The organism is Dactylosporangium sp. NPDC000555 (assembly GCF_040300025.1).
Taxonomy (GTDB): domain Bacteria; phylum Actinomycetota; class Actinomycetes; order Mycobacteriales; family Micromonosporaceae; genus Dactylosporangium.
The window spans coordinates 1-17,366 of record NZ_JBEPDB010000126.1 but is presented as its reverse complement, the minus strand read 5'-3'; the positions used below and the strand labels follow the sequence as shown (position 1 = coordinate 17,366).

6 protein-coding genes are annotated in these 17,366 nt (G+C 77.1%); 3 read left to right on the top strand and 3 right to left on the bottom strand.

The features are described 5' to 3' along the window. From ABT297_RS40355 to ABT297_RS40345, 3 genes are all read right to left on the bottom strand, one after another. A partial coding sequence (locus ABT297_RS40355; RefSeq protein WP_350558520.1) for a non-ribosomal peptide synthetase occupies positions 1-3,273 on the bottom strand: 3,273 nt, incomplete at its 3' end. After that, positions 3,273-4,814: a histidine ammonia-lyase gene (hutH, locus tag ABT297_RS40350; RefSeq protein WP_350558517.1), complete on the bottom strand. Its 1,542-nt coding sequence runs from the start codon at positions 4,812-4,814 to the stop codon at positions 3,273-3,275. The genes hutH and ABT297_RS40355, both read right to left, overlap by 1 nt. A gap of 4 nt (positions 4,815-4,818) precedes the next feature. Next, positions 4,819-9,366: a non-ribosomal peptide synthetase gene (locus tag ABT297_RS40345; RefSeq protein WP_350558514.1), complete on the bottom strand. Its 4,548-nt coding sequence runs from the start codon at positions 9,364-9,366 to the stop codon at positions 4,819-4,821. A 225-nt stretch (positions 9,367-9,591) separates the two neighbouring features. On the opposite strand from ABT297_RS40345, the gene ABT297_RS40340 reads away from it, so the two are divergent. The 3 genes from ABT297_RS40340 to ABT297_RS40330 all read left to right on the top strand — a co-directional run. After that, positions 9,592-10,173 (top strand): beta-sandwich domain-containing protein, encoded by a 582-nt coding sequence (locus tag ABT297_RS40340; RefSeq protein ID WP_350558511.1) that lies wholly within the window; start codon positions 9,592-9,594, stop codon positions 10,171-10,173. Further along, positions 10,173-11,243 (top strand): BtrH N-terminal domain-containing protein, encoded by a 1,071-nt coding sequence (locus ABT297_RS40335; RefSeq protein ID WP_350558508.1) that lies wholly within the window; start codon positions 10,173-10,175, stop codon positions 11,241-11,243. The genes ABT297_RS40340 and ABT297_RS40335 overlap by 1 nt, the downstream gene beginning before the upstream one ends. 44 nt (positions 11,244-11,287) lie before the next feature. After that, on the top strand, positions 11,288-17,366 hold a 6,079-nt coding region (locus tag ABT297_RS40330), incomplete at its 3' end, for a non-ribosomal peptide synthetase (RefSeq protein ID WP_350558505.1).

The following is a 17,366-nucleotide window of genomic DNA, read 5'->3' as shown; positions in this document are numbered from 1 at the left end:
CAGGTCGGCGCCGTCCTGCTGCCCGCCGCCGGCGCACAGCGCGAGGGCGCGCACGGTGGGGTACTGGAACAGGTCGATGACCTCGACGGGGATCGCCGCGGCGCGGATCCGCCGGTGGGCCTGGACGGCGAGCACGGAGTGCCCGCCGAGCTCGAAGAAGTTGTCGTCGATGCCGATGCGCTGGGCGCCGAGCAGCTCGGCGAAGATGCCGGCGAGCGTGCGTTCGGTGCCGGTGCGCGGCGCGGTGTAGGCCGCCGTGCGGGCCGCGTCGGCGGCCGGCGGCGCTGGCAGGGCCCGCCGGTCGAGCTTGCCGCTGGTGGTGCGGGGCAGGTCGGCGAGGTGGGCGACCGCGGCGGGCAGCATGTACTCCGGCAGCCGGCCCCGCAGGAAGTCGCGCAGCTCGCCGAGCGCCGGCCGGATCTCGCCCCCGTCGCCGGCGGGCACGACGTAGGCGACGAGCCGCTGGTCGGCGTCCTTCCCGGCGAGCGCGACGACCGCCTCGGCGACCGCGGGGTGCGCACGCAGCGCCGCCTCGATCTCGCCGAGCTCGACCCGGAACCCGCGGATCTTCACCTGCGTGTCGGCGCGACCGAGGTACTCCAGGTCGCCGTCCACGCTCCGGCGCACCAGGTCCCCGGTGCGGTAGCAGCGCATCGGCGAGCCCAGCGGGTCGGCGACGAACCGCTCGGCGGTCAGCTCGTCGCGGCGCAGGTACCCCAGGCCGACGCACTCGCCCCCGACGAGCAGCTCGCCGGGCACCCCGAGCGGTACGGGCCGCAGCTCGTCGTCGACGACGAGCAGCCGCGCGCCGGGCAGCGGGCCGCCGACGTAGCTGCGCGCCGAGCCTGTCTCGTGCGCACGCACCAGCCGCTCGGTCGAGTGGACGGTGGTCTCGGTCGCGCCGAGCAGGTTCACCACCCGCGGGTGCGTGTCGGCGTAGCGGGCGAACCATGGCCCGAGGCGGCGGAAGTCGAGCCGTTCGCCGGCCAGGGCCACCAGCCGCAGCCGGGGCAGCGCCGCGCCGGGCGGCTGCGCGGCGACGAGGCCGTGGAAGGCGGTCGGCGTCTGGCTCAGCACCGTGACGCCCTCGCGGTCCAGCAGCCGCCACAGCGCGCCCGGGTCGCGGCTCACCGCGTGCGGCACGATCACCAGCCGGCCGCCGTGCAGCAGCGCGCCGAACAGCTCCCAGACCGACACGTCGAAGGTGTACGCGTGAAACAGCGTCCACACGTCGTCGCCGCCGATGCCGAAGCGCTCCCGGGCGGCGCGGCACAGCCACCGGACGGTCCGGTGCGGAATCCGCACGCCCTTCGGGGTGCCGGTGGAGCCGGAGGTGTAGATGACGTACGCGAGGTCGTCGCCGTCGCCCGGCTCGAACGGCACCGGCGCCGCGCCGGTGGCGTCGGGCTCGTCGGGGGCGTCCACGAGCAGCACCTCGGTCCCGGGGCGGGCCGGCGCGTCCGCGGCGAGGCTGCTCCGCGTCAGCAGGAACGGCGCGGCGGTGTCGTCGAGGATGTGCCGCAGCCGCTGCGGCGGGGCCTGCGGGTCGGTGGGCACGTAGGCGCCGCCGGCCCGCAGCACGGCGAGGACCGCCACCACGAGGTCGGCCCCGCGCCCGAGCCGCAGCGCCACAAGCGTGCCCCGGGTCACGCCGGCGCGGCGCAACCGGGCGGCGAGCCGGTCGACCCGCTCGGCCAGCGCCGCGTAGGTGAGCCGCTCGGCGCCGTCGACGACCGCGACCGCGTCCGGGGTGCGCGCCGCCTGCGCGGCGAACGCCTCGTGCAGCGTCGCGCCGCCCGTGCGCGGCAACGCCGGCGGGTGCCAGTCGAGCAGCACCGCGGCAAGCTCGTGCGGGTCCATGAGCCGCAGCGACCCGATCGGGCGGTCCGGGTCGGCGACCGCGTCGGCGAGCAGCGTGGTGAGGTGCCCGGCGAGGCGGGCCACGGTCGGCGCGTCGAACAGGTCGGTGCGGTACTCCAGGTGCCCGCGCAGCGCACCGCCGGTCTCGACGAACGCGAGCGTGAGGTCGAACTTGGCGCTGTGGTGCAGGCCGGGCACCGGCGCGATCGACAGCCCGCCCGGCGCGGGCGGCTCCTCCGGCAGGTTGTGCAGCGCGAACATCACCTGGAACAGCGGGTTACGGCGTGCGTCGGGGGCGGCGCGCACCGCCTGCACGATCCGCTCGAACGGCACGTCCTGGTGCTCCAGCGCCGGCACCACGCTGTCGCGCACGCGGTCCACGAGCGCGCGGAACGTCGGCCGGCCGGACAGGTCGGCGCGCAGCGGTACCGTGTTGACGAAGAACCCGACGAGCCCCTCCGTCGCGCTGCTGTGCCGGTTGGCGACCGGCGTGCCGACGACGACGTCGTCCTGCCGGCTCCAGCGGGACAGCACGACGTCGAACGCGGCGAGCAGCACCATGAACGGCGTGGCCCGCTGCGCGGCGGCGAGAGCGCGCACGCCGTCGAGCACCGCCGGGTCGACGGTGAACGTGTGCTCGGCGCCGTCGTGGCCGGCGACCGGCGGGTGCGGGCGGTCGACGGGCAGCTCCAGCTCGGTCGGCGCGCCCGCGAGCGAGCGCACCCAGAAGGCGAGCCGCTCCTCCGCGCCCGGCCCGTCCGCGCGCTGGCGGCGGGCGTAGTCGGCGTACTGAGCGGTCAGCGGCGGCAGCGGCGCACGGCCGCCGGCGTCGTAGTGCGCGACGAGCTCGGCCAGCAGCACGCGCAGCGACCAGCCATCGGTGACGAGGTGGTGCAGCGTCAGCGCGAGCACGTGGTGGCCGGCGTCGAGGCGGGCGAGGTACGCCCGCAGCAGGGGCGCCCGGGCGAGGTCGAACGGCTCGCGGGCCAGCGCCCGGATGCGCTCGGCCGCGGCCGTCTCCCGCCGCTCGGCCGGCAGGTGCTCCCACGACTCGACGCGCAGCGGCGCGGCCGCGTCGGCGGTGACGACCTGCACCGGGCGGGCGCCGTCGAGCCGGATCGCGGTGCGCAGCACGTCGTGGCGGCGCACCACCTGCGCGAGGGCGGCGTCGAGCCGGTCGGCGTCGAGCGGGCCGCGCAGGGACACGGCGAACAGCTCGTTGTACGCCGCCGTGCCCGGGTGCAGCTGCTCCAGCAGCCACAGCCGCTCCTGCTGGTACGACAGCGGCGCCGGCCCGTCCGCGATCGGGCCGGCCGGCCGCGCGTCGCCGCCGAGCCGCTCGCGCAGCAGCGCCTCGGCGAGCGCACGAAGCTCGCCGTCGGCCGGCCCGGCGGGTCCGCCCGGCGCCGTCATCAGGCGAGCACCTGCGCCCAGGCCGACCGGTGCTGCCGCACGTACTGCCGCGCCAGCTCGATGTCGATCGACTGCTGGCGGTCCTCGGCCAGGAACGGCACCACCGTGCGGAAGTCCTCGAAGACCGCGCGGGTGCGCTCCGACAGCCGCAGCCCCTCGTTGAGGTCCACCGCCTGCGCCGCGGTGAGCAGCTCGATCGCCAGCACGTACTCACAGTTGCCGATGATCTGGTCGAGCTTGTACGCGCTGGTCGAGCCCATGCTGACGTGGTCCTCCTGCAACTGGCAGGTGGGGATGGTGTCGATACTCGCCGGCGTGGCAAGCACCTTGTTCTCGTTCACCAGCGCCGCCGCCGTGTACTGCGGGATCATCAGCCCGGAGTCGAGGCCCGGCCGCGGCACGAGGTAGTCGGGCAGGCCGTGCTGGCCCGACAGCAGCTGGTACGTGCGCCGCTCCGCGATGTTGGCCAGCTCGCTCATCGCGATGGCCAGGAAGTCCAGCGCGAACGCGGTCGACTGGCCATGCAGGTTGCCACCCAGGATCACCTGGTCGTGCTCCGGGAAGAACAGCGGGTTGTCGGAGACGCTGTTGCACTCCTGCTCGATGACGGTACGGGCGTGCCCGTACGTCTGGCGGACAGCGGCGTGCACCTGCGGCACGCAGCGGAACGAGTAGGGGTCCTCCCGCGCGACGTTGGCGCCCGGCAGGGTCGGGTGGTTGCTGCCCTCCAGCAGCGCGCGCAGGTTCGCCGCGACGACGCCGCGCTCCGGGTGCAGGCAGGTGTCGTGCAGGATCCGCTGGTAGAAGGTGTCGGCGCAGCTGAACGCCTGGATGCTCAGCGCGGCGACGAGGTCGGCGGCGCGGATGAGCTCGCCGCAGCGCACGATCGAGTCGGTGGCGAGGGCGTTGATGTACTGCACGCCGTTGGTGAGCGCGAGCCCCTCCTTCGGCCGCAGCCGCAGCGGCTGCCAGCCCCGCGCCGCGAGGACCTCGGCGGCGTCCACGACCGCGCCGCCGGCGTGCACCCGGCCCAGGCCGATGATCGGCAGGGCGAGGTGGGCCAGCGGTGCGAGGTCGCCGCTGGCGCCGACGGAGCCCTTCTTCGGCACGGCGGGTACCACGTCGGCGTTCCACATGTCGAGCATCCGGCCGACGACGTCGAGGGAGATCCCGCTGTACCCCGCGCGGAAGGTCAGCAACTTCACGAGCATCATGAGCCGCGACACGCGCTCGGGGACGACGTCGCCGACGCCGCAGGCGTGCGACATGAGGTGCTTGTGCTGCAGGTCCGACATGTGCTCCGGCGAGATGCGGGTCGTGCACAGCGAGCCGAACCCGGTGTTGACGCCGTAGATGTGCCGGTCCTGGCCGGAGATCTGCTCGATGTACCGGGCGCCTTCGTCGATCTTCTTGGCGACGTCGGGCGCCAGCGTGAGCCGCGGCCGCGTGACGGCGATGTGGTACAGCTCCTCCACCGTGTACCGCTCGGAGGTGATCTCCACCGTCAAGCGCTCGGCGTCAATGGTGTCGGCGTGTGTCATGTCGTTACGGCTCCCGTGGCTCGACAGGTTGGCCGCCCACCTTGTGGCGGGCGAGCAGGGCACGCAGCTGGTCCGGCGCCAGCTCGCGCAGCTCGCGCTCGAGCCGCGCGACCTCAGCCTCGTAGGCGCCCGCGCGGTCGGCCGCCGCGGCGGCCGCCGACACGGTCGGGTCGGTGAGCAGCGACTGCAGCGACAGCTCCAGCCCGAGCGCCTCGCGGGCCCGGTTGACCAGCCGGGCCGCCTGCAACGAGTTGCCGCCCAGCGCGAAGAAGTCGTCGTGGACGCCGACCCGTTCGACACCGAGCACCTCGGCGACGAGGCCGGCGAGCTGCCGCTCCAGGAACGTCCGCGGCGGCACGTGCTCGACGCCGGTGTCGGGCCGCCCGGCCGGTGCGGGCAGCGCGGCCCGGTCGACCTTGCCGTTGGCGGTGCGGGGCAGGGCCGGCAGGGCGACCACGTCGGCCGGCACCATGTGCGCGGGCACGCTGTCGCGCAGGAACGCCCGCAGGCCGGCCGGTGCGGTGCCGTCGTCGGTGACGACGTAGGCGACGAGCCGGCCGGGGCCGTCCGGGCCGCCGCGCACGGCCGCCGCGCACTGCCGCACGCCGGGGTGGCGGGCGACGGCCGCCTCGACCTCCTCCAGCTCCAGCCGGATGCCGGAGACCTTCACCTGGTTGTCGACGCGGCCGGCGAACTCGAGCGCGAGGTCGTCCGGGCGCAGCCGGGCGAGGTCGCCGGTGCGGTACAGCACGCCGGGCACCTCCGGCAGCAGCCCGGTCACGAACCGCTGCGCGGTCTGCCCCTCATCGTCGCGGTACCCCGGCGTCAGGTAGGGGCTGTGCACGCAGATCTCGCCGGTGACGCCCGGCGGGCACAGCTCGCCGGCCGGGTCGAGTACAACGACCTGGCGCCCGTCGATCGGGCCGCCGATCGGCACGACCGCCGTGCCGGGCAGACTCGTCACGACGTGGTACGTCGCGGCGACGACCTCCGTCGGGCCGTACACGTTGACCAGCCGCACCTGTGGCCCGAGCCGGCGCCGGGCCCGCTCGACCAGCTCGGTGTGCAGCGCCTCCCCGACGAACAGCACCGAGCGCAGGTCCGGCAGCGGGCCGGCGGCGGCGAGGATCTCGCGGAAGAGCGCCGGGATCACCTGCAGCACGCCGACGCGGTCGCGGGCCAGCCAGGCGGCGAGCGCGACCGGGTCGCCGTGCCCGCCGGCGGGCCGCAGGCACAGTGTGGCGCCGTGGCACAGCGCGCCGAAGATCTCGCAGTACGCCACGTCGAACGGCAGCGGCGCGAGCTGACCCATCCGCGCGCCGGGGACGATGTCGAACGCCGCGCTCTGCCACTGCACGAACTGGGCGAGGTCGCGGTGCGCGTGCGGGATCGCCTTGGGGCGGCCGGTCGAGCCCGACGTGAAGGCGAGGTAGGCGAGGCCGCCCGGGGTCACGGTCCGCTCCGGCGCGGTGCCGGGCTCGCGGCCGGTGTCGAGGACGCGCCCGTACTCCGGCCCGTCCGGGGGTTCGGCCGGAGGTTCGGCCGTGGGTTCGTCGGCCGGGTCGAGCACCACCGTCGCGGCGCCGCCGTGGCGGGTGGCGGCGGCGCGGTCCATGAGCACGGCGGCCGGGGCGGTGCGCCGCAGAATCGCGGCGAGCCGAGCGGGCGGCAGGGCCGGGTCGAGGCAGGCGAAGGCGGCGCCTGCCTTGAGTACGCCGAGCAGTACCGCGATCGCGAGGGGACCGTTGTCCATCGCCACCGCGACCACGCCCCCGGCCGGGACGTCGAGCCGCACCAGGGCGTTGCCGATCCGGCTGCTCCACCGGTCGAGCTCGCCGTAGCCGACGGACCGGGTGCCGTGCACGAGCGCGACGCGTTCGGGATCGGCGGCGGCGTGCGCCGCGAACCGCCCGTGCAGCGTGGCGTCGGACCCCGCGGCGGCGATGCGGTCCCCGGCCCGCAGCAGCGCCGCCCGTTCGGCCCCGGCGACGACGGCCGCGCGCCGCACGGGCCGGTCCGGCGCGTCGCACAGCCGCTCCAGCAGGCCGGCGAACCGGGCGGCGAGGTGCTTGGCCGCGGCCGGTTCGAACAGCTGCCCACGGAAGGCGAAGACGAGATCGACGCCGCCGGGAACGTCACGCGCGGTGACGGTCAGCTCCGCCTCGGCGGCCCCCGTCACGTCGGTGCCCGTACCATCGGCGCCCGCGTCGGCGGGATGGGCCGGTCGGTGCCGGAACACGACGCCCGGCGTACCGGCGGCGACCGCGTCGGATCCGGCGTTCGCCCGCGCCTCGGCCAGCGCCGCGCCCACCGCGGTGAGCACGCCGGGCAGGTCGCCGTCGCCCGCCTCGACCGATACCGGCAGCAGTTCGGTGCCGGCGCCCACCTCGGTGCGCGGGTCCGGCGCGCCGGGCGGCCGCACCTCGACGCCGATCCACGTCGCGGACCGGCCGGTGTGCCGGGCGAGCAGCAGGCCGAGACCGGCGAGCAGGCCGGTGGGCCGATCCACGCCGGCGGCGGCGCACACGGCGTCGAGGCGGGCGACGGCCGCCGTGCCCAGCAGGGCCGGCACGTCGCGGGTGGCGGTGCCCAGCGCCGTCGCGACGGTGCGGCCGTACCACGCCAACGGCTCGGCCGCGGCGGCGAACCTGGGGCGCCAGAAGTCCTCCACGGTGTCGCCGCGCCGGGCCGCCCGACGCCGGCGCCACAGCGCCCAGTCGAGGTGGCCAGGGAGCTGGCCGGGGAGGTGCTCGGGCCCGTCCCCGGCCGCGGCGTCCACCTCGGCCGCGGCGCCGGGCTCCGGGCCGGCGAGGTCGCGGCAGAGCCGGTCGGCGCCGTCGTCGTCGAGGACCGCCCGGTGGGCGGCGACCACGAGCACGGACCGGTCGGCCAGCTCGACCAGGGTCACCTCGACGCCGCACCGGTCGAGGTCGGGCACGGCGGCACGGGCCCGCTCGATCGCGGCTCGGACCGGGTCGGCGTCCGCGCCGGCCGGCACCACGCGCAGCCGCGGCCCGCCGCCGGGCCGCACGGACTGGGTGCGGCCGTCGGGCGCGATGCCGACGCGGAGCATCTCGTGCCGCCGCGCCAGCCGCTCCACCGCCGCCCCCACCCGCGCGGCGGGCCGCGGCGGGCGCAGCTCGACGACCCGCACGATCTTCGCCGCGGGGTCGCCGGGCCGGGCTAGCTCGGCGGCGTGCCAGCGCCGCTGCGCCGGCGTCAGCGGGAACGGCGCGTCCCGCGCGAAGCGCCGCGGCGGCTGCTCGGGGCCGGCGAGCCGGGCCAGCGGCAGGTCGGGGTCGCGGGCCAGGCGGCGCACCAGCCCGGCGAACTCCGCGCCGAACGCGGCGACGGTGTCGGGGCGCAGCACCGCGGTGTCGTACTGCAGCATGCAGTCCGCGCCGTCCGCCGCCGGCGTCACGAACACCGACAGGTCGTGCTGCGCGGCGTCGACGTCAACCGGGAAGGCCGCGATTCGCAGCCCGTCGCCGAGGTCGAGCGGCACGGCACGGAAGTTCTGCACGGCCAGCGCGACGTGGTAGGGCGCCCGCCGGCCGGCGGTGCGCTCCACCACGTGCTGCAGCGGCGCGTGCTGGTGCGCGAGCGCGCCCGTGGTCGCGGCGCGGGCCCGGCCCAGCAGCTGCCGCAGGGTGGGGTCCCCGGACAGGTCGCCGCGCAGCACGACGACGTTGATGAACGGCCCGATGAGCGGGTCGAGCCGCTCGTCCGGCCGTCCGGCGGTGGGGCTGCCGATACGCGGCTCGATCTGCCCGCTGTGCCGCCACAGCAGCGCCTGCAGGACCACGAGGTACGCCATGAACTCGGTCGCCTGCTCCTCGGCGGCGAGCGCGCGCAGCGCCCGCACGTCGTTCGCCGGCAGCCGGAAGCGGTGGGTGGCCCCGCGCAGCAGCGGCCGGGCCGGGCGCGGGAAGTCGGCGGGCAGCGGCGGGGACGGCGGCTCACCGGCGAGCCGCTGCGCCCAGTACGCGAGATCCTCGTCGAAGGCGCCGGCGGCGAGGGCCTCGCGCTGCCAGGCAGCGTAGTCGCGGTACTGCAGCGCGAGCTCGGGCAGCCGGGCGGGCCGGCCCTGCCGGTGCGCCGCGTACAACTCGCCGAGCTCGGTCAGGAACACGCCGAACGACCAGCCGTCGAACACGGCGTGGTGTGCGACGAGCACCAGCCGGTGGCGCCGCGGCGACACGCGCAGCAGCAGCATCCGCAGCAGCGGGCCGGTACAGTAGTCGAACGGCTCGTCGGCCGCCGCCCGGGTCAGCTCGTCGAGCCGCTCCGCCGGCGCGGCGCGCACCGCCAGCCGCGGCCCGACCGGCTCCACGGCGCCGAGGCACAGCGCCCCGCCGACCACGGCGAACCGGGTGCGCAGCAGCTCGTGCCGCCGCACGATCTCGTGCAGCGCCGCGGCGAGCGCGGCCTCGTCGAGCGGCCCGTCGACGTCCACGCCGAAGGCGAGGTTGTGCAGGGCCGAGCCGGGACGCAACTGGTCGACGAACCAGAACCGCTCCTGCGCGCACGACGCCGCAACGGTGTCCGACAATGGCCGACGCGCGAGCTCAAGGCGCACCGGAATGCCCCCTCCCGGGTCGAGTTCCCGGCCAAGCTAACACGCCTGCCGCGCGGTGAAATGGTCGGCAATTCACTGTCCCGCCGGCGGGACATAAGTCCCTGACCAGCCTTGACGCGCGCACGGCGGGCCGCACAGACTCCGCCCGTCGGGGTTGTGCGTTCAATGAGAGTCAATGTTTGGATTGCCATGTCAAATTTGCTCGAACTGGCTAACTTCCGCGCCGAAATGATCGACCTGTCGGCCCATTTCAACAACACCGCGGCGACCACCCGGGACACCACCGGCGACGGCGCCCTCAACGTGTGGCGCAACTCGTTCCCGGTCGAGGAACTGCCCGGCGGCGCCGACGTGTTCCGCCCGGGCGCGGTGCCGTTCCGCTTCCCGCGCACCGGGCCCGGGCAGCTGGACAACGTGGTCTGCGCCGGGCAGCGCATCGACCTGCGGCCGGCCCGGTACGACTGGATCTACCTGCTGGCCTGCGCCGAGCGGCGGGTCGAGGACGTGGTGCACCTGCACTACCGCGACGGCGCCGTCGACGAGGAGTGGCTGCGCGTCTCCGACTTCTGGCCCGCGTCGCCGCCGCACTTCGGCGAGTTGGAGGCGGTGCGCTGCGAGCGCATCCACTTCCCGCGCCACGTCCAGCCCGGGATCGGCCCGCGGATCTGGCAGCAACGCCTCCCCGTGCCGCGTCAGGAGGAGCTCGGGTACCTGCGCTTGCCCGACAACGTCGCCGTGCACATCTTCGCGATGACCGCCGTGTCCAACGGGTGGCAGTGATGAAGGCCCTGCTGGAGGAGCCGCCGTTCTGGTTCCACGACCTCGGCAGCTGCCTGCACGACTGCCTCGCCGTCGTGCTGCTGGCCCGCGGCTTCGACCCGGTCGAGGCGCTCGGCGCGGCCTGGCAGTTCCACCACGACCCCGCCCAGGTGCGCGGCGAGGAGTTCTACTACCCGGCGCCGCGGCCGACGCTGGGCGAGACGATGTTCCCGTTCCACCCCATCCGCGCCCGCTGGATGCACCCGGTCGACGGCGCGGTGGGCTGGGACGGGCTGCGGCAGTCGCTGCGCGAGGGCCGGCTCGCGCTCGCCGCCGTGGACAACTTCCACATGCCGATCCGGCCCGCCTTCGGCGACGTCCACGCCGCGCACCTGGTGGTCGTGTGGGGCTACGACGACGACGCCGGCGAAGTGTACGTGCTGGAGCCCACGCCACCGCTGTACCGCGGGCCCATCGCGATCGCCGACTTCATGCGCGCCCGTGGCTCGGGCAACGCGGCCCGGCCCGCGACCCGCGACTACTTCTTCGCCGGCCCCAGGATCGCGCACCGCTGGATCGACGTAGAGTTCACCGGCCCGCCGCCGGTCGCCGACGCCGCCTGGGTCGCCGGCGTGATCCGGTCCAATGTGGACGGGTTCCGTGCCCCGGCGCCGGCGCTGCCGGGCCGCGGCGGCCTCGACGGTCTGCGGCACTGGCTCGGCGACATCCGGGACCGGGCCTCGGACGGGGACGCGCCGGTCGCCGCCGCGGCGCTCGGCGAGCTCTACGGGGTCGGCTGGGCGGCACAGGGCGCGGCCGCGCTGCACGCCGACTTCCTGCGCGCCGCCGGCCGCCGGCTCGGCAGCGACGAGCTGGTCCAGGCCGGCCGGCAGGTCGACCGCCTGGCCAACGAGTGGACCGCGCTGCGCGTCTTCGGCGCGCACGGCTCCACCGGCGGGCGCCGCTTCGCCGAGCAGCTCGGGCCGCGCAGCCGGCGGCTGCTGGCGGGCGTCGAGGAGGCCCTGGACCGCCTCGACGCGACAGCGGCGGCGCTCACACCCGAACCGGCGGTGGCCGGCGCGGACCGGTAGAGCGGACCTCCATCCGGAAACGACGCGAAGGATTGGGTTGGCACATGGCACTGCACCACAGCCCCGCGCCGCTGCTCGACGTCCTGCGGCGGCGCGCGGAGCGGGAGCCGGAGCGGGTCGGGTACCTGGAGGCGACCGACGGCAGCGCGCCGCTACGCGGGCTGTCCTACGCGCGGCTCGCCGACCGGGTCGAGGAGGCGGCCGCGGCGCTGCGGGCGGCCGGTGTCCGGCCCGGCGAACGGGTCGCGCTCGCGCTGCCGGGCGGGCTGGAGTACCTCGTCCGGCTGCTCGGCTGCCTCACCGTCGGCGGCGTCGCGGTGCCGGTGCCGCCGCGCGCGGGCGCCCGGGACGCGGACGAGTCGCCGCAGGCGCAGCTCGCCGCCCATCCGGTCGTGCGCGCCAGCGGCGCCATCGCCGCGGTCACCGCGACCGGCCCGCTCGACCTGCGCGCCACCGCCGACCCGGCGGCCGCCGTGCCCGCGCCCGAGGGCGTGGCGGTGCTGCAGTACACCTCCGGCTCCACCGGCGCGCCGAAGGGCGTGATGGTGACCCACGACAGCATCGCGCACAACCTCGCCGCGATCACCGAGGGCATGTCGCTGACCGAGGCCGACCGCGCCCTCGTCTGGCTTCCGCCGTACCACGACATGGGCCTCTTCGGCGGCCTGCTCTCGCCCCTGTGGTCGGGCATGTCGATGACGCTGCTGTCCACCGAGGCGTTCGCGCGGCGGCCGCTGTCCTGGCTGCGGCTGGTGAGCGAGCACCGGATGACGCTGTCCGGCGGGCCGAACTTCGCCTTCGACGCGTGCGTCGACCGGATCCCCGCCGAGGAGCGGGCCCGGCTCGACCTGTCGTCGTGGGAGGTCGCCTTCGTCGGCGCCGAGCCGGTCCGCGCCCGCACCCTGCGCCGCTTCGCCGAGGCGTTCGCCGTCGCCGGCTTCCGGCCCGAGGCGTTCTACCCGTGCTACGGCATGGCCGAGGCGACGCTCATCATCAGCGGCGGCCGCCGAGGCGGCGGCCTGCGCACCCTGCCCGCCGACGAGCCCGGCCGGCCCGAGCAGGTCTCCTGCGGCCGTGCCCTGGGCGGCCTGCGGGTGCGGGCGGTCGACCCGGACACCGGCGCCGAGGTGCCGCCCGGCGGCGTCGGCGAGCTCGTGGTCAGCGGCCCCAGCGTGACCCGCGGCTACTGGCGCAACGCGGCGGCGACCGCCGCCGGGTACGGACCGGACGGGCTGCGCACCGGGGACCTCGGCCGGATCGTCGGCGGCGAGGTGTACCTCACCGGCCGGCGCAAGGACACCATCGTCGTCCGCGGCCGCAACCTCGCGCCGGAGGATCTCGAGGAGGTCGCCCGGGCCGCCCACCCCGCGCTGTCGGGCAGCGCCGTCGCGGCGTTCGCGGTCGACGACGGCGGCGCCGAGCGGCTCGTGCTCGCGGCCGAGACGCCGGCGCACGGGCCCGGCGCCGCCGACCCGGCCCCGCTGCTGGCCCGCCTGCGCGCCGCGGTCGGCGACGCCTTCGGCGTTCAGCCCCACGCCGTGCTCGCCGTGCGGCGGGGCGGCCTGCCACGCACCACCAGTGGCAAGGTGCGCCGCTCGGCGAGCCGCGACCGGTACCTCGACGGCTCCCTGCGCGTGCTCGCCGAGGACCGGCTGCGCGCCGCGCCCGCGGAGGCGCCGCCGCTGCCCGGCCGGGCCGAGCTCGACCCGCTGCCCGCCGCCGAGCGGGTCGCGGCGGTCGCCGCGGCACTGCGCACCCGGCTGGCCGCGCCCGCCGCGCCCCCCGACGGCGACGCCCCGACGGCCGCCGCGGGGCTGGACTCGCTCGCGCTGGCCCAGCTGCACGGCGACCTCACCGCCGCGTGGGACATCGGGCTGCCGATGTCGGCGCTGTACGCGGCGGCGTCCATCACCGAGCTGGCCGACGCCGTCGTCGCACACTGGCCCACCGGCACCGAACCGGGCGCGCAGCCCGACATGGTGACGGGCGAGGCGGAGGGCGAGGGCATCACCGCGGCGAACCTGGCCGCGGTGCGATACCTGGAGCAGCGCCACCCCGGCACGTCCATGTACGTCCTCGGCCGCGCCTTCCGGCTGCCCGCCGACGCCGATCTCGACGCGCTGCGGGCGACGCTGCGCCTACTCGGGGCGCGCCACCCGGCACTGCTCGGCGCGCCGTCCGGCGGGCCCGCCCCCACCGACGAGCTGCTCCCGCACACCGTCGACGCGCGCGGGCGCGGCCGGGCCGAGGTCGCCGCGCTCGTGCACGACGCCGCCCGCGCGCCGTTCCCGCCCGCCGGCGCGCGGCTGCGGGCCACCGTCGTCGACGCCGGCGCCGAGCGGTTCCTGGTCCTCGCCGCGCACCACGCCGCGGTCGACCTGTGGTCGGTGTCGATCCTGGTCGCCGAGTTCGCCGCCACCTACCGCGCCTACTCGGCGGGGCGGGAGCCGGACCTGCCGCCCGCCGGTCCCCCGCCCGCGGCCGGAGCGGCCCGCGGCACCGACCCGGCGGCGCTGCGCGGCTGGTGGGCCGAGACGCTGCGGGAGCACGAGGACGCGGCGCTGCCGGTCGACCGGGCCGGCGACGGCGCACCCGGCGGACCGGCCGGCGCCGTGCGCAGCCTGTTGCCCGGCGTGGCCCGCGACGACGTCGCCGCGGTCGCCGCCGCCCTCGGCACCACGCCGTTCACGGTCCTGTTCACCGCCGTCGCCGCGGTCCTCACCGGATACGCCGGGACCGCCGCCGTCACCGTCGGCGTGCCCGTCGCCGCCCGCACCGACCCGGCGGTACGGCGCACCGTCGGCTTCCTCGCCAACACCCTGCCGGTGCGCGTGGACGCCGCCGGCGCGGTCACCGCCGCCGACCTCGCCGCCCGGGCGCACGCCGCGGTCACCGGGGCGCTGGACCACCACGGGCTGCCGTTCACGCAGATCGTGGCGGCCGCCGGCGCGTCCCGGGCCGACGGGCGCAACCCGCTGTTCGACGTCATGTTCGTCTACCACGCGCCGCCGTCGTTCGCGGCCGCCGGCACCGCGGCGCTGGCCCTCGGTACCGCCGGCGAACCGCTCGACCTCGGCGGGCTCGTGCTCACCCCGGAGCCGGTGCCGCCGGCCGACGCCCAGGTGCCACTGTGCATCGAGGTCGCGCACATCGGCGCCGGCACGGCGATCCAGGTGCGCTACGCCGCGAACCTGTTCGACGCGGCGAGCGCCGCCGCCGTCGCCGCCCGCTGCGCCGAGGCCGTCCGCCGGGTCCTCGCGGACCCCGCCACCCCGCTCGACGCGCTGCTGAGCGACGACGCCGCACCGGCACCCGCCCTGACGGCGCCCGCGGTGGGCCCCGACCTGCTGACCCGGATCGACCGGGTGCCGCGGCGCGACGCCGTCGCCGTCCGGCACGGCACGCGCTCGGTCACCTACGCCGCGCTGGAGCGGCACAGCACCGCCCTGGCGCGCCGGCTGCGCCGCCTCGGCGTCGGCCCCGAGGTCGTGGTCGGCGTCGCGCTCCCACGCACCGAGCGGCTGCCGCTCGCGCTGCTGGGCATCCTGCGGGCCGGCGGCGCGTACTGCCCGCTCGACCTCAGCCTGCCGCCGGCCCGGCTGGCCGCGGTGCTCGACGACGCCCGGCCTGCCGTGATCATCACCGAATCGGTGCTGGCCTACCGGGTACCGGCCGGGCCGCGACGGCTGCTGCTCGACGCCCCCGGCAACACGAACGACCTGGACGATCTGTATGACACGGACGACGGCGACGGCGCCGCCAATCCCCCACAGCCGCTGCCGCCCGCGGTCGTGCACCCCGACCAGCTCGCCTACGTGCTGTTCACCTCGGGCTCCACAGGCCGGCCCAAGAGCGTCGCGCTCACCCACCGCGGGCTCGCCGCGTTCGCCGGCTGGGGCGTCGGGGCGTACCGCGCCGACGAGTGGCGGGCGGTGCTCGCCGGCACCCCGCTGAGCTTCGACCTGTCCGTCTTCGAGCTGCTCGTCACGCTCGCCGCCGGCGGTACCGTCGTCGTCGCCGACCACGCGCTGGACCTGCCGCGGCTGCCGGACCGCGAGCACCTGTCGCTGCTCAACACGGTGCCGTCGATCGCCGCGCAGCTGCTGCTGGACGGCCTGCCGGCCGGTGCCGGCACGGTGAATCTCGCCGGGGAGCCGCTGCCCGCCCGGCACGCCGCCGAGCTGTACCGGCGCGGTGTGCGGCGCGTGGTGAACCTCTACGGCCCGACCGAGGCGACCACGTACGCCACCGGCGGCGAGGTCGACCCGGCCGGCGGGCGGCTCGTCAGCATCGGCGCCGGGCTGCCCGCGGTCACCGCGGTCGTGCGCACCCCCGCCGGGCGACCGGCCGCCGACGGGGTCGTCGGCGAGCTGCACCTCGGCGGCCCCCAGCTGGCCCGCGGCTACCTCGGCCGCCCCGCGACCACGGCCGAGCTGTTCGTCCCCGACCCGGCCGGCGGTGGCGGGCGCGAGTACCGCACCGGCGACCTCGCCCGCCGCCGCCCCGACGGCACGCTGCTGTACCTCGGCCGCGCCGACCGGCAGGTGAAGGTGCGCGGCGTGCGCATCGAGCTCGACGAGGTCGAGGCCGTCGTCGGCGCGCACCCGGGCGTCGCGGAGGCGGCGGTCGGCGTGCACCGGCCGGCCGAGCCCGACGCCCTGCTCGTCGCCTACGTGGCCGGTACCGCCACCGACGCGCGGCTGCGCGAGCACGCCGCCGCGCGGCTGCCGGCGACGATGGTGCCCGCCCGCTGGATCCACCTCGACCGGCTGCCGCGCAACCGGCACGGCAAGCTCGACCGGGCCGCCCTGGCCGCGGTGCCCGTACCGGCGGCCGAGCCCGGCCCGGCGCGGTCCGCGACCCCGACCGAGCGGCTCGTCGCGGCGGTGTGGGCGGAGGTGCTCGGCACGACCGAACCCGACCCGGACACCGACTTCGTCGCCGCGGGCGGGCACTCGCTGCTCGCCATGCGGCTCGTGGCGCGGCTGGAGGAGCGCACCGGCGCCCGGATCGCCCTCGACCGGCTGTTCGACGCGCCGACGGTCGCCGGGGTCGCCGCGCTCGTCGACCAGGCGATCGGCGCCGGCCCGGACGGCGGCACCGACGCCGCCGAGGAGCACCCGCTGACGTTCGCGCAGGAGCGGATGTGGCTGCTGCACGCACTCGACCCGGACAGCGCCGCCTACCACGTCGCCGCCGAGGTCCGCTTCGACGGCCCGCTCGACACCGCCCGGCTGGAGCGAGCGCTGCGGTACGTCGTCGACCGCCACGCCGGGCTGCGGGCGTGCTTCGCGCCCGACGGCGCCGCGCAGCGCGTGCTGCCCGCCGCCGACACGCCGCCGGTCGCGCTGCCGGCCCAGGACGTGCCCGCCGAGGACGCCGACGCGCTCGTGGCCCGGCTCGTCCGGGAGCCGTTCGACCTCACCGCCGCGCCGCCGTGGCGGGCCTGCCTGCTGCGGGTCGCGCCCGGCCGGCACCGCCTCGTCTTCGTCGCCCACCACGCGATCTGCGACGGCTGGTCGCTGGAGCTGCTCGCCGGTGACCTGGCCCGGGCATACGGCACCGACGCGCCGCTGCCCGCCGCCGGGTCGGTCGCGCACGTCGCCGCGGCGCAGCGGCGGCAGTGGGCCGGCGCCGCCCAGGCCGAGCTGGACTGGTGGCGCGAGCGCCTCGACGGCCTGCCCGACCTGCGGCTGCCCGCCGACCGGCGGCGACCGGCGGGCAACGCGCGGCGGCCCGCCGGGCAGGTGCACCACGAGCTTTCCGGGGACGTCGCCGCCGGCCTCGCCGCGCTCGCGCGGACCGCCGGCGCCACCCCGTTCATGGCCCTCGCCGCCCTCGTCGCCGCCGCCCTCGGCGGGCACGCCGGGCAGGACCGGTTCGGCATCGGCCTGGCGGTCGCCGGCCGCGGCGGCGCCGGCACCGCCGACGTGTTCGGCTGCCTGGCCAACACCGTCGTGCTGCGCGCCGACCTGACCGGCGCGCCGTCGATGCGCGAGCTGGTGACGAGGATGCGCGCCGAGCTCGTCGGCGCGCTCGCCCACGGCGACGCCCCGTTCGCCGAGGTGGTCCGGGGCAGGTCGGGTGCGGCGGTCGATGGCCAGCAGGCACGACACGTAGCGG